Source organism: Simiduia sp. 21SJ11W-1 (genome assembly GCF_024138675.1).
Lineage (GTDB): Bacteria > Pseudomonadota > Gammaproteobacteria > Pseudomonadales > Cellvibrionaceae > Simiduia.
In genome coordinates this window covers 465,385-479,181 of sequence record NZ_CP090959.1, presented here as the reverse complement: position 1 = coordinate 479,181, position 13,797 = coordinate 465,385, and the positions used below count along the sequence as shown (strand labels likewise).

General features: G+C 48.0%; 16 protein-coding genes. 4 read left to right on the top strand and 12 right to left on the bottom strand.

Annotation, left to right across the window (positions count from 1 at the left end):
- The first annotated feature begins 32 nt into the window (after positions 1 to 32).
- The 4 genes from L1F30_RS02085 to L1F30_RS02070 all read left to right on the top strand — a co-directional run bounded on the left by L1F30_RS02085 (position 33) and on the right by L1F30_RS02070 (position 6,022).
- Positions 33 to 1,508, top strand: a complete 1,476-nt coding sequence (locus tag L1F30_RS02085) for an MFS transporter (RefSeq protein WP_253358757.1) — start codon at positions 33 to 35, stop codon at positions 1,506 to 1,508.
- 21 nt (positions 1,509 to 1,529) lie between these two features.
- Positions 1,530 to 3,224: a hypothetical protein gene (locus tag L1F30_RS02080; protein ID WP_253358755.1), complete on the top strand. Its 1,695-nt coding sequence runs from the start codon at positions 1,530 to 1,532 to the stop codon at positions 3,222 to 3,224.
- A gap of 74 nt (positions 3,225 to 3,298) precedes the next feature.
- Positions 3,299 to 5,230: a sialate O-acetylesterase gene (locus L1F30_RS02075; protein WP_253358753.1), complete on the top strand. Its 1,932-nt coding sequence runs from the start codon at positions 3,299 to 3,301 to the stop codon at positions 5,228 to 5,230.
- A 276-nt stretch (positions 5,231 to 5,506) separates the two neighbouring features.
- Positions 5,507 to 6,022: a BLUF domain-containing protein gene (locus L1F30_RS02070; protein ID WP_253358752.1), complete on the top strand. Its 516-nt coding sequence runs from the start codon at positions 5,507 to 5,509 to the stop codon at positions 6,020 to 6,022.
- Between the two features lie 291 nt (positions 6,023 to 6,313).
- On the opposite strand, the gene L1F30_RS02065 is transcribed toward L1F30_RS02070, so the two are convergent.
- The 12 genes from L1F30_RS02065 to L1F30_RS02010 all read right to left on the bottom strand — a co-directional run bounded on the left by L1F30_RS02065 (position 6,314) and on the right by L1F30_RS02010 (position 13,410).
- On the bottom strand, positions 6,314 to 6,733 hold the full coding sequence (locus L1F30_RS02065; RefSeq protein WP_253358750.1) for a hypothetical protein: 420 nt from the start codon (positions 6,731 to 6,733) through the stop codon (positions 6,314 to 6,316).
- A gap of 80 nt (positions 6,734 to 6,813) precedes the next feature.
- Entirely contained in the window at positions 6,814 to 7,218 is a 405-nt protein-coding gene (locus L1F30_RS02060) for a hypothetical protein (protein ID WP_253358748.1), read from the bottom strand.
- Between the two features lie 38 nt (positions 7,219 to 7,256).
- Positions 7,257 to 8,123, bottom strand: coding sequence for an IS3 family transposase (locus tag L1F30_RS02055; protein ID WP_253358746.1), 867 nt, complete (start codon positions 8,121 to 8,123; stop codon positions 7,257 to 7,259).
- Positions 8,120 to 8,428 (bottom strand): transposase, encoded by a 309-nt coding sequence (locus L1F30_RS02050; protein WP_253358744.1) that lies wholly within the window; start codon positions 8,426 to 8,428, stop codon positions 8,120 to 8,122. The genes L1F30_RS02055 and L1F30_RS02050 overlap by 4 nt, the downstream gene beginning before the upstream one ends.
- Positions 8,429 to 8,592: 164 nt before the next feature.
- On the bottom strand, positions 8,593 to 9,045 hold the full coding sequence (locus tag L1F30_RS02045; RefSeq protein ID WP_253358743.1) for a hypothetical protein: 453 nt from the start codon (positions 9,043 to 9,045) through the stop codon (positions 8,593 to 8,595).
- Between the two features lie 82 nt (positions 9,046 to 9,127).
- Entirely contained in the window at positions 9,128 to 9,559 is a 432-nt protein-coding gene (locus L1F30_RS02040; protein ID WP_253358742.1) for a hypothetical protein, read from the bottom strand.
- A gap of 114 nt (positions 9,560 to 9,673) precedes the next feature.
- The gene (locus L1F30_RS02035; protein ID WP_253358740.1) at positions 9,674 to 10,015 is read right to left on the bottom strand and encodes a hypothetical protein; all 342 of its coding nucleotides are present in this window, start codon (positions 10,013 to 10,015) and stop codon (positions 9,674 to 9,676) included.
- A gap of 48 nt (positions 10,016 to 10,063) precedes the next feature.
- Complete coding sequence (locus L1F30_RS02030) at positions 10,064 to 10,930, bottom strand: IS3 family transposase (protein WP_253358597.1); 867 nt, start codon at positions 10,928 to 10,930, stop codon at positions 10,064 to 10,066.
- Positions 10,927 to 11,235 carry a transposase gene (locus L1F30_RS02025; protein ID WP_253358596.1) on the bottom strand — a complete coding sequence of 103 codons (309 nt, stop codon included), beginning with the start codon at positions 11,233 to 11,235 and terminating at the stop codon, positions 10,927 to 10,929. The genes L1F30_RS02030 and L1F30_RS02025 overlap by 4 nt, the downstream gene beginning before the upstream one ends.
- 200 nt (positions 11,236 to 11,435) lie before the next feature.
- Entirely contained in the window at positions 11,436 to 11,714 is a 279-nt protein-coding gene (locus L1F30_RS02020) for a hypothetical protein (protein ID WP_253358738.1), read from the bottom strand.
- 476 nt (positions 11,715 to 12,190) lie between these two features.
- On the bottom strand, positions 12,191 to 12,676 hold the full coding sequence (locus tag L1F30_RS02015) for a hypothetical protein (protein WP_253358737.1): 486 nt from the start codon (positions 12,674 to 12,676) through the stop codon (positions 12,191 to 12,193).
- A gap of 461 nt (positions 12,677 to 13,137) precedes the next feature.
- Positions 13,138 to 13,410: a hypothetical protein gene (locus L1F30_RS02010; protein WP_253358735.1), complete on the bottom strand. Its 273-nt coding sequence runs from the start codon at positions 13,408 to 13,410 to the stop codon at positions 13,138 to 13,140.
- Positions 13,411 to 13,797 lie beyond the last annotated feature (387 nt).

Here is a 13,797-nt window from a genome sequence, read left to right as displayed (position 1 = left end):
CACCGATTCAATAACGAGAGCACAGAATCACCATGCAAGCATCAGAAGTAACAACCCCAACGCGCGCGCCCCGCCGCGACATGTGGTACTACGCGTTGGGAGAAGGCGGCACCGCCATTCCACTACTCACAATTGGCAACTTCGCCATGGTGTTTTACACCCAGGCACTGGGCCTGCCCGCCACCATGGCCGCACTGGCACTGAGCATTACCACCCTGTGGGATGCCATTACCGACCCGATCATGGGCCACGTAACAGACAACACCAAAAGCCGCTATGGCCGCCGCCACCCCTATTTATTAATTGGTGGCATATTGGTGGCGCTGTCGCTGTATTTCGTATGGTTTGTGCCCGACTCTGTGTTGGGCGACCATGGCTTGCTATTTACCTACCTGCTGCTGGTAAACATTTTATTGCGCACCGCCGTCACCATTTTTGTGATTCCCTTTACCGCCCTTGGGTTTGAAATCTGTACCAACTATGAATCGCGCGCAAGCCTGCAGTCGGTTCGCTACGTGGTGAACATGGCCATTAACTTTACCTTTGGCGCCATGGCCTGGACGCTGTTTTTCAAAGACGGGGTGAACCCCGATGGTTCAAGGCTTGATGGCACCAACATAGTGGCCAACTACGAAACCATGGGCCTCACCATCGCCATTGCCACCCTGTGCCTCACCCTCTTGTGCTGCTATTTAACCCGCCACTACATTGTAGACTCGCGGGCAATGAAGTCGGCAAACGCAGGCCTTAAGGCGTTTTTTCAAAGCATTGTGCAGATATTCCGGGATCCGCAGGCTAACAAGGTTTTTCTTTTCTACTTTGTTGCCCAAATCGGTATTGGCTTAACCGCACAAATGCAGATTTACACCTTTATCGACTATATGCAGCTTTCGGCCTTTCAAAAAACCGTGGTGCACAGCTCAACCATGGTGGGCTTTACCCTGGGCTCGCTGCTGATTGTGTGGCTGGTGAAACACTTTGAAAAACGCAGCATCTGCACCGGCGCGACTTTATTTTCTTTGGCGATGGGCGTGGTTATGTTTGCCACCTTTGGCCAGTCTGCGCTGCGCGCCGCTGTGGCAGACATGGGCGAGTGGTACACTACCGTACTCTTTGCGCTGCCCCAAGCGCTGTTCTGGCTTGGTTGCGGGATAATTATTCCCCTCACCATTTCAATGATTGCCGATGCCTCGGAAGTGAACTTCCACAAAACCGGGGAACTGAAAGACGGCAGCTACTCGGCCATTTTCAGCTTCGTAATTAAAGCCGCCACCTCTGTGGGCATTTTAATCAGCGGCTTCACACTGGAGTGGCTGGGCTACGCTGAAGGCGTTACTACCCAGGCACCGGAAACGGCGCGCGCCATTGCCAACTTCTCATTCCTGGGTGGCCCCATCATTATTGCACTAGCGCTTGTGTTCATTTGGCGCTACGGCATTAACCGCCACACGCTGGCCCAATACAAACAAGCTGGCAGTGAAGACGCGGCAGCACAATCAAACGCATAAACTTATTAACGGTAGAATTTTATGTACCAAATACCCGCACCCGTACATTTCAGCCCGAAGAAAATTAATCGCTATGATTTTTCGGCAGACAGTGTGCAACTGGCAGGCGAGCTGGGCGAACGCCTGGCACGCGCCATTCACCGCATCAGCCACGAGGCGCCCTTTAGCGAAGAGTACCTGCTAAAGCAAATCAAAACAGACCCAAACACCTGGACAAACTTCCCCTGTTGCCATGGCGACGTAGCAGGCCGCTGGCTGTGGGCCCAGGCATTGGCGCACTCTGATTGCACTGAAGCTCCGAAAGATGTACTGGATTTGGCCCATAAAGCCATCGCCCACCAACAGGCCGACGGCCATTTTGGCAACGAAACCATCACCCCCGGCGTTGAAACCATGCTTGGCGCCTATGGCAATGGCTGGATGCTAAAAGGCCTATCGGTATTGGCGAGCCTGTTTCCCGGCGAAAAACTGCAAACCGCAGTGCGTCAGCATGTGCAGTGGTACATAGACCAGTACCCCTACTGGGAAGAAGTGGCCCGCAACATTCGCGAGCGCGATACCGAATACTATGCCGTTACACCCAGCGGTTACTTCCACGGGTTGGCAGGCCTTGCCAGTGCCTACCAGATCACCCAAGACGAACGTATTCTCACCCTGGCCAAACAGTTCTTGCCCAACGTGGCATCGCTGGCCGAAGCTGACCACTCCCACTCCTACCTTACCGTGCGCCGCGGCTGCCTGGAGTTTGCCGAGTACAATCAAGATACAGATCTCGTTGCCAATATCGAACAAGAGCTGGAGCAAGTGTGGCACGAATTTGTGATGGAATCCGGCGGCATTCCCGAGCGCTTTGTGAAGTTCGACGGCGACCATGTGCACGACGATGAAGCCTGCTCACACGCCGACTGGATGCTCTTGTGTTTCAAACTGCACAAACTCACGGGCAAAGCCCAATGGCTGGAGCGTGGCATTTTGTGCCTGGAAAACCAGTTCTACTACAACCAAACCATTAACGGCGGCTTTGGCGCACGCCTTATTTACCAAAACCGCTATTTGCAAATGGGCAAAGAAGGCTATTGGTGCTGCTCGCTCTATGGCCCCTCAGTAATGCTGGAAGCCGCCAGTTACTTTGTGCAACGCCACCAAGACACACTGGAAATACTGCACCCTATAGAAGGCACCTTTACCTTTGGCAATCAAACCGTAAGCCTGGCGTGGAGCCAGGATTACCAGCAATTTAGCGTAGACCTTTCCGAGGCTCCCGAGATTAAACACGTTTGCTTGCGAGAACCCAGCTGGGCCAGCTGGCAAGTAGAGCAGAGCACCACCACACACCACTTTATGGCGCAGTGGAAATTCTGGAACGCCACTCCCGGGCGCGCACCGGAGCCCGTGAAGCCCGAAAGCGGCAAGGTATACACCCAGTTTCTAGGGCCCTGGATGCTGGCCGCACGCGCTGCACAAAATGTAGACATCCCCACACTGCCTGCACAACAAATGGCACAAGGCGAGCCGGTTGAAGGCCTTGAAATCCGCGCCATGAAAGGCATGCCACAAAGCAGCAAAACGCTCATGGCCGTGGCGCCCAGTGATGTACAAATCAACCAGTACGATGTGTTCTCATGGCCCAACCAGCCGGGAAATCAAATCATGCTGTACCCACTGAAAGACAAAGAATCACCAGACAATATGAAAACCTGGTTTAAAGCCAAGTAACAAAACCGGGGGGCGAAGGCCCTCCTTTTTTTAAAAACTTAGCCACACCACACTGCAACCAGGCGCGGCCATCTATGAACAAGCACTCCAAATACCTCTGCGGTCTCACGCTTTGTTGGCTAACGCTCTGTGCACTCAGCGCCCATGCACTGGAGCTGCCCTCGCTGTTTTCAGATCACATGGTATTACAGCGCGATCAACCCGCAAGGATTTGGGGGCAGGCACCGGCACTGCACACAGTGACAGTAGAAGTAAACGAAAATGAATATACAACCCAGGCAAACGAACGCGGCTATTGGGAATTAAAACTCCCGCCGCGGCCCGCAGGCGGGCCTTATCAGCTGACGGTAAGCGCAGATCAAACCCGAACCCTGAATGATGTGTACTTTGGCGATGTGTGGATTGCCGGCGGCCAATCCAACATGGAATGGAAAATGAACGCGGGCATCACCAATCAGAAAGCCGCCCTCGCTGATGCCAACTACCCCACTATCCGCTTTTTTGAGGTACCCAATACCATTGGCATTACGCTACAGCAACAACTGCCACCATCCAAATGGGTAAAGGCAAGCACAGAATCGGTGCAATATTTCTCTGCGGTCGCCTGGTTTTTTGCCAAACATCTGCATGAAAACCAAGCCGTTGCTGTGGGCATTATTGAATCCAATTGGGGCGGCACGCCCGCTGAGGCCTGGATGGACATCCACAAACTCAGCGCTGTGAACGGCTATGCCGAAAAGGCCCACGCCGTACTCGCCACGAAAAACTGGGCCGAGCGCATTGCGCAAAACGACGCCCGCCGCAAAGAAAAATACCGGCTAATAGACGACCTCGCACTCGCTATAGAAACCGGCGCACACAAATCAACTACAGATGTTGCACACTGGAACTTGGTAACACTTCCGAACAGTGAGCCCCTTAGTGACTTAAACTGGCTGCGGAAAACCTTCACACTGGCCAACAAACCCACGGATAACGCAGAGCTATTTCTTGGCGACATAGTGCAGAATGCCTTTATTTTTGTGAACGGCCAATTCATCGCCAAAGAAGATTGGCGCCACAGTGAATCCAGGCACAAAATTCCCGCCGAGCTGCTGAGAAAGGGCCCCAATCAAATTACATTAAGGGCCGCTAACGATTGGGATAACCGCGTGTTCGTAGGTGCCCGCACAGATGCGATGTGGCTGAAAACACCAGAACACACTGTAGATCTCACAGGCCACTGGCACCACAACAACCAACTGCAACCACCACTGCCAAAGGTTGAACGCTTGAACGAAACACCAAGCTTTTTATACAACGCCATGATTCACCCACTACTGCCCTACACGGCACGCGGCGTCATCTGGTACCAGGGTGAAAGTAACGTAGGCACACACACGCGCTACCACGAACTCTTCACCGCCATGATCAACAACTGGCGAGCCCGGGCGGGCAACCCTCAATTACCCTTTCTGTTTGTTCAACTTGCAGCTTTCAAGCTTCCCCAAACACTTCAACCTGCAAGTGGCTGGGCATACCTGCGGGATGCACAAAGAAAAACCACATCACTGCCCCACACGGCAATGGCCACTGCCATAGACGTTGGCGAAATACACAATGTACACCCCGCCAACAAGTACGCTGTTGGCCACCGCCTCTGGCGACAAGCAGCCTCGTTGGTATACGGCAATCAAATTACACCCAGCGGCCCAGATTTCACGCACGCAACCGTGGAGGGCAGCCACATGCGCATACACTTTAACTACGCACAAGGCCTAACAACCCTGGACAACACCCCACCGCTAGGTTTCATTATTGCAGGCGCTGATAAAGCGTTTTACGTGGCCAATGCACGCATAGAGGGCGCAACCCTGGTATTAAGCCATCCCGAAGTAAGCATGCCCGTTGCCGCGCGCTACGCCTGGGCAGACTACCCACAGGTAAATCTGGTAAACAAGGAAAAACTGCCCGCCATACCCTTTAGAACCGACAACTGGGCAGCAAGCGAAGTCAAACCTAGATGAGCGCCGCTGAAAAACCTAGGTAGCTGACGCGGTGTTTCGCGATTAGTGAACACTACTCCATTGAAGATAGCACCAAGTCAAAGCTTGTCATTTAAAGGCTATTTGGTTGTATGGCCCAGATTAAAAGCAGTGGTTACCCGCCTGAAATGGTTAGCTAGAAATTAAGGCGGCGCTACCGCACTTTATACATGAGATATTCCGCTCCGCCCGGTTATCGTGATCTGATTTACACAACCCGCCGTAACAATCGTACAACACTACACGCAGTTGAAGATTATGACCCAGATATACACCCGGCTTACCTATGCCAGTACCGCTACATTCGCCACCAATAGCCGTGGGGGCATAGAATCTGATGTTGCGCGCATTTTGCTGCAATCGCGAAAAAATAACAGCCATGTTGGTGTGGGCGGCGTACTGCATTACGGCAATGGTTACTTTTTTCAATGCCTGGAAGGCCCACGGGATCGGGTTAATGCGCTGTATCAAAAAATCTCTGAAGACCCGCGCCATAAGAACGTTCAGGTATTGTCGATGGTTACAATTAGCGCGCGGCTTTTTGACCGCTGGTCTATGAAGTACCTGCCATTGGAAGAAAATCTGAGCGCCCTGCTGAAACAGATAGGGCAGGTAAACTTTAACCCCTACTTTCTCAATGATGACATGATCAACGGGCTGCTGAAGGCCTGCGTGGAAGGAAAAGACCCAATTGCAGAGTTGGGCACCGAAGCCCCAAAACAACAAGACAACGCAGTGACTCGCTTATGGCGCCGCATATGGCAAACCAGCTAGGCTGCACAGGATAGATACCCTACTCATGGTCAGGCGCCAGTTCTTGCAGGTACCCTTGCACTTGGTGCCTGCCAAACTGCAAAGCGATCACGCACTTGGCCGCTGCCGTGGCAATCGAACAGCAACCTCCGCCGCATGCCTAGCCACAAAATTCCTTTTTCAATCTAAATAGGGTTAGAAAAACTAGCTTTACTAATTTCTCATCAGGATTAATTCCATATTGCTTTAACGCCTCAAACAGGGGCGCGCGTTTAGCGCGTCCCGGCCGTAGGCCCTTGCTGCTTTGGCTTGTTACATGCCATTTAGCTTCTCACACAACTCTGCTGAGCCTTCTATATTCCAAATATCTAACTGTCTTGCACCACTCAATTGGATTCGCAATCGATTGAATCCAAATATTGAGGATAAAGATACAGACTGAATGTCCTCGTAAGGTAATTCAACCTGATATGATCCTTCCCCTTTACTATAAAAAAGGTGATCTTTATTGATCATGATGTGCGAAGCTAGCTTGTAGTTATTTTCTATACAGTCTAGTTCCTTACTCTTTTTATATATGGACCAGATCAATCTAGGCAAAGCAAGTACCAATACAAACAATGCCCCCCAAATAAAAGCTAGTCCGAACAAAACTGTCCACATTGCACATGTGGCGAAAAATATCAATTTTTGCTTCTTGCGTAATAATTCTAAATCAAGTTTGTAGAGCATAGATTGTATTGATCATGTAACGCCTCGGGTTGGGGCGCGACGTCAGGAGCGTCCCAGCCAACGGCGACAACCCCGATTTGTTAAATGCTGTGGTAGATAGAATAGACATTGCCGTTTTCATAGAGAAGCCCTTTGCTTAGGTAGCTGCAGCTCGAAACTTTATGCAAGCCACCGCCGATGTAGCCAAAATAGATTTTCTTTTCTGATTCATAAGACTTCTGTAATGTGGCTAATGCTAATGCATGCTCATCTTTGCTAATTGGTGCCTTGTAATTCAACCATTTCAATACACCATATGTCCCACTAACTTTTACACTTGTGCATTCTTCTTCCATCCACTTCCTTTCTTCTGTCACTGGGATTGCATTAAATGAAAAATTGCTGCCATCAATTTCTATTTCAGTAACATGTATAGGGAAGTGATCTCCCCCAGAAAAAGCAGGCGAAGCAAACGCTATTAACAGTGTGACGATGTATCTATTCATTGTGCATTGGTGTTCCCCACAAAAAGTAGACACCTCACTTATGCAGCAATCGCTGCCCTCTCCTCAAACTCAACAGGGCTAACCCCGTCGTTTGCAGAATGCCTTCTCTTGCGGTTATAAAATATTTCAATGTAGCTAAATATACCTGAACGTGCAGCCTCTATCGACTGGTAGTTCTTGGCGTAGATCAGCTCTACCTTTAACCGAGCGTAGAATGATTCCATCACCGCATTGTCCCAGCAGTTACCTTTTCGGCTCATGCTACGCTTGATTCCGTGTCGCTCAAGGTACCCTACATACTCGTTCGAGCGGTACTGGGTTCCACGGTCAGAGTGAACGATTAGGCCTGGGCTTACACCTCGGGCATCAATCGCCATTTGCATCGCCTCGGTAATCAGCTCCACTGTCATACTCTCATCGAAGCTCCAGCCGATGATTTTGCGCGAGTAAAGATCCATTACCGTTGCCAAGTACAACCATTGGTTTTCAACCCAGATATAGGTGATATCCGTTACCCACTTCTGATTAGGCCTCTCTGTAGTGAAATCCCTCCACAGCAGATTATCTGCGACGTTATGCATCGTCAAAGCATGCCCGCCATAATTGAAAGCCTTCCCGTTACGGGCGACTATCCGCTGCTCCTGCATGATTTTGGCAATATAGTTGACCGAACACTTATACCCTTGCTCGTTAAGCTCCCGTGCGATTCTGGGGGCGCCATAAGCGGCCTCAAACTCTTCGTAGGTATCTCTAACCAAGCTAGTGATCTGGTCTCGCCGCTGCTCTCTCGGGCTAGATGGACAATCCCGCCAGCGATAAAAGCCTGATGGGTGGACCCCCAACACTCGACACATCAATCTTATGTCATATTGATCGGCATGCTGTTCTATCAGCTCGTACTTCACTCTTGGTCTTTCGCGAAGTACGCAGAAACCTTTTTTAAGAATTCCATCTCCTCTCGCAGGCGTTTATTCTCGCGCTTCAACTTACGGAGCTCTTCGCTCTCCTGCTTGGAATAGTCCACGCCATCAACCGTATTAAATTGCTTGTCTGACAAGCGAGTGAACTGACGCTTCCAGTTTGATATCTGCTGGGCGCTAATGCCGAGCTCTTTGGCCACCTGAGCCTGGGTAACGCCCGGCTGCTCCGAGCGCTTTACGGCCTCTTTTCGAAACTCTTCAGTGTAATGCTGGTGTTTTTTGCGTGTCATTCGGCACCTCCATATCTGTCAAATACAACTATACAGGGTGTCTACTTTTCGTGGGTAACTTGGGCATTTAACGCCTTGCTAAGGGGCAACCGAAACGCAGTGTAGGTTGTCCCGCGGAGGCCGCGCCTTTTGCGGCCGGAGTGTACTTAAGCAACTTGTTAGATTTAGTTTTCATATACTCTCATAGGTGAACCAAGCTCTTGAATAAACTCCAATACGGCCTCGTTTCTGTTCTCGATATTTGAAAATTGAGAGCAAGCTCCAGTGGAATGTGCACCACCTAATATAGCGTGAGAAAATACAACATATTCATCACCAACTTTAGGGGGCGGTCCTCCACAGGAGCTAATCTCGGTTGCGCTGCGTATAGTTACTACTTTCTCATCGCTTTCCAACTTCCATACCGCTGTAAGCTTTAGGCGACTTTTGTAATAAGCTTCATTCCATTCATTCTCAATGAGTTCGGTCTGAAGAATCACCCCAGAAAAAACGGCTACTTGACTATCGATTACCTCAGACATGCTCTTCGCATCGCTAAAACACGAACAGGCAAAAGCATCCATCGAAATAAAGAAATTGATAAAAAGTGTAAGAACGAAGGACTGTATTTTGTTCATAGAAATCTAACGCCGGTGGCATGGGCGGCCGCAGCGCAGCGGAGGCAGTCCAGCAGCGCTAGCTGCGACATGACCACCCTTGTTAAGGAATTTCCTTGGGAGAAAGAGCCTTGTATGACTTGTAAAGTCCCACACAAATTAAAACGTATGATGGATATACAACATAAACACCCAGCTGAAGAACAGCGAATGAAGCACCACCACCCACTACACTCGAAGCAATAATTAGCACGAAAAAATAGAGGGCATAAAAAATCAACCCAGCAACTATGAAAGCTGTGCCAGGCTTTTTTGAAGGGAGCCGTTCAGCAAATTTTTGATGTTTAGTAAAGATATGCGCAACCAAATAAAGAACACCAATACTAATTATTAACAGCATTGCAATAATAACTGAGTTTGGAATTTTTATGCTTTTTATGTTTGATTTAACAAGAATCAAAATCGGCATTATAAAAGCACTCACTGGAAGAACCTTAGATAGCAAAATGGCAAGACCCATATTTATATAGAACATTCTATTTTTCCTTAACGCCTCGTTAAGAGGCAAATAATATGTTGGCTAAAATAAGCGACGAAGGAGCAAACAGCCAACTGTTATTTGTCCTTTTGAATGACTTGTTATGCAGTTTTATTCGCAAGCAAACGTTTTTTCTAAACCAAAGAATAAAATCATCTCAATTGGATCTTCATCTTTCCATAGACCTGATTCAATTTCTGTATCAATTATTGATAAAAAATTTTCTGCATTTAAGGCTATTTTTTGAGGAGGGCAATATAAATTCTGTTTTAATTTATTGGCTACAATTGAATTACTCCAATCATAGCCTTGACCTAAGCCACTAACGTATAACTTGAGCGAGCTATAATCTTCTTTTTTTAACTGCTTATAATTAACAATAGACAGTGCATTAGCTTGATTACACATAAGAAAAAAGGCTCCTACTATCAATGCTAACTTTACAAGTTTCATATAATCTCCATTACCGCTGGTGTTCCCCACAAAAAGTAGACACCTCACTTATGCAGCAATCGCTGCCCTCTCCTCAAACTCAACAGGGCTAACCCCGTCGTTTGCAGAATGCCTTCTCTTGCGGTTATAAAATATTTCAATGTAGCTAAATATACCTGAACGTGCAGCCTCTATCGACTGGTAGTTCTTGGCGTAGATCAGCTCTACCTTTAACCGAGCGTAGAATGATTCCATCACCGCATTGTCCCAGCAGTTACCTTTTCGGCTCATGCTACGCTTGATTCCGTGTCGCTCAAGGTACCCTACATACTCGTTCGAGCGGTACTGGGTTCCACGGTCAGAGTGAACGATTAGGCCTGGGCTTACACCTCGGGCATCAATCGCCATTTGCATCGCCTCGGTAATCAGCTCCACTGTCATACTCTCATCGAAGCTCCAGCCGATGATTTTGCGCGAGTAAAGATCCATTACCGTTGCCAAGTACAACCATTGGTTTTCAACCCAGATATAGGTGATATCCGTTACCCACTTCTGATTAGGCCTCTCTGTAGTGAAATCCCTCCACAGCAGATTATCTGCGACGTTATGCATCGTCAAAGCATGCCCGCCATAATTGAAAGCCTTCCCGTTACGGGCGACTATCCGCTGCTCCTGCATGATTTTGGCAATATAGTTGATCGAACACTTATACCCTTGCTCGTTAAGCTCCCGTGCGATTCTGGGGGCGCCATAAGCGGCCTCAAACTCTTCGTAGGTATCTCTAACCAAGCTAGTGATCTGGTCTCGCCGCTGCTCTCTCGGGCTAGATGGACAATCCCGCCAGCGATAAAAGCCTGATGGGTGGACCACCAACACTCGACACATCAATCTTATGTCATATTGATCGGCATGCTGTTCTATCAGCTCGTACTTCACTCTTGGTCTTTCGCGAAGTACGCAGAAACCTTTTTTAAGAATTCCATCTCCTCTCGCAGGCGTTTATTCTCGCGCTTCAACTTACGGAGCTCTTCGCTCTCCTGCTTGGAATAGTCCACGCCATCAACCGTATTAAATTGCTTGTCTGACAAGCGAGTGAACTGACGCTTCCAGTTTGATATCTGCTGGGCGCTAATGCCGAGCTCTTTGGCCACCTGAGCCTGGGTAACGCCCGGCTGCTCAGAGCGCTTGACCGCTTCTTTTCGAAACTCTTCGGTGTAATGCTGGTGTTTTTTACGTGCCATTCGACACCTCCATATCAGTCAAATACAACTATACAGGGTGTCTACTTTTCGTGGGTAACTTGGCCGCATAACGCCGCTATCACCGGCAAATTGGAGTTGATTGGATTTTTGTGCTATCCAAGCACAAAAACCAAGCGACGGAAATGGGGTCTGGTGGATAGCTTTGTTATGTGCAACGACACTCTTAAAAAACCTATATACTACTCGTTGACAACGGTAATTCCTTTTTCGTTAATTTTGCAACACCAAATAGCTATCGGATTTTCCTGTATGACATTAGGCACAACAACCCCTTCCGCATACAGATATTCTATCTCTCCGTCGCTGTATTCATTATGTTCATACAAAGAAAAATGTAAGCCCTCTGATAGAATGACAACATTCCCATCTGAATCTTCCCTCGTGTCTGTTTTAGATAATAAAACCAAGTCTTTATCTAAAAGCTCATTAAAATCTACCTTTATTCGTGGCTTATCCATAGATGATCTTTGATTTCACATAACGCCTGGTTTAGGGGCGGCCGGAGCGCCAGCGTAGGCCGTCCAGCCGCGTTTTTTTGCGGCGACCCTAGAACCGCTTGTTATGCGCGACCTAGTTACGCACCGCCCTTTGTTAATATTAATTTACTTTTGGCCCACTATTTTTGTACCAACATTGCCACTACCTAGCAGAGCAAGAAAATACACTTAGAAAATGTGAGCATACAACACTATTTTCTCAGGCTGATCTTTGGTACCAAGATTTTCTTGACTACGAAGTTACCAACAATGGGCTAGCCTACTCAATTCTATTTGCATTCTTACTACTTTGAGCCACTTCACTTTGACACCGCGCTGATCATGACTACGAAGTAATTTGTGCTCCATCGTTCTCAGGATTTCGCTTTTCCGCATAACGCCCGCAACAAACGCGAGCGTAGCGAGTCGAGGCCGACAGGCCGGTTTGATTGCGTTTGTTATGCATCAACATCAAAGATAAGATACCTTAAGTACCAATTCTCAAACATTCTTATAAAGCAAACTCCTGGTGCTGGCTCCGCAGCCTCTTGACAGGTAGAGCCATCGAAGTCTGATCTGAACATAACAGCAGAGACTATACACATTTTCTTTCCGCAAACCGACGAAACGCCGTTTTCTATTAAAAACTTCTTGTTGTCACTAGATATGAGAACATTTGCATTTTTGGGTAGGAGTTTTATGTACTCTTCTTTATCTTGAATATCTACACTTTTCCCATTTTGACTCCTAGACCTAAATCTCGGCGGCACGATATTCCATATATAATCAAACCTATCATCCTGCTGCAGCTTAATATCTAGCGATTTCAGCTGATCAAAATTTTCGATAATCCATTCCTTGAACTCAATTTGTTCTGGATATTCATTAGCATTGACTGCTGCAGAAAATATCAGGGCTATAGATATCTGTAATAGTTTCTTCATTTTGCATAACGCCCGGTTTAGGGGCGGCCGGAGCGTCAGCGTAGGCCGTCCCAGCCGCGTTTTTTGCGGCGACCCTAGAACCGCTTGTTATGCGCGTCCTAGTTACGCACCGCCCTTTGTTTATTTAGCCAAACTTACAGGCCAATTATTCTTAAATTAACACTGCCATTGCCTGGCAGCGCGAGAAAAGCCCCTAACAAAGGTGGCCTTACGACAATATTTTTTAAAAAAAATTTTCATTGACGCCGAGCTTATCTTGGCTACGAAGTTACCAGCGATGAACTCCCTTAACCAATTCTTTATCCGCACTTCTTGGAGCCACACCACTTCGACGCCTTTTTGTTCATGACTACGAAGGAATTTGTGCGCCACCAATCTTAGGATTTCGCTTTTCCGCATAACGCCCGCAGCACACGCGAGCGTAGCGAGTCGAGGCCGATAGGCCGGTGTGGCTGCGTTTGTTATGCATTTGATAGCGTCTCTTTTAGTTGTTTGAAGTCAGGATGGTCTTTTGTGCAGAAATCACCATCAACTACGACTACTTGCCCACTTTGATTGGTGAAAACAAATCTGCCGTAATGATTATCCACATCTTCAAAGCCTGCGAACTTTATAACTTCACCAACCTTAAGTTCTCTCAAATCATTTTTAGCTAGATAAAAAGAGCCTACCGTTAGACCAATCTCTTTCACATGCCACGAATCATAAAATATGAAATCTGTTACTTTCTTCATGGATTGAAATCACTCATCAACCGACTGCATAACGCCCGGCTTAGGGGCGGCCGCAGCGCCAGCGTAGGCCGTCCCAGCCGCACGTTTTTTTTGTGCGGTGACTAGAACCGCTTGTTATGCGCGACCTAGTTACGCACCGCCCTTTGTTAATATTGACTTACCTTTGGCTTACTACTTTTGAGCTAACATTGCCACTACATAGCAGTGCGAGAAGAACCCCTTAAGAAAACGGAGTTTACAACAATGTTTTTTCAAAGAGTTCGCTTTGACCCCAAACTTTTCTTGACTACGAAGTTACCAGCGATGGGCGCCACTAATCAATCTTGATTTTATCCGTACTACTTGGAGGCACCCTACTTTGATGTCCTACTGATCATCGCTACGAAG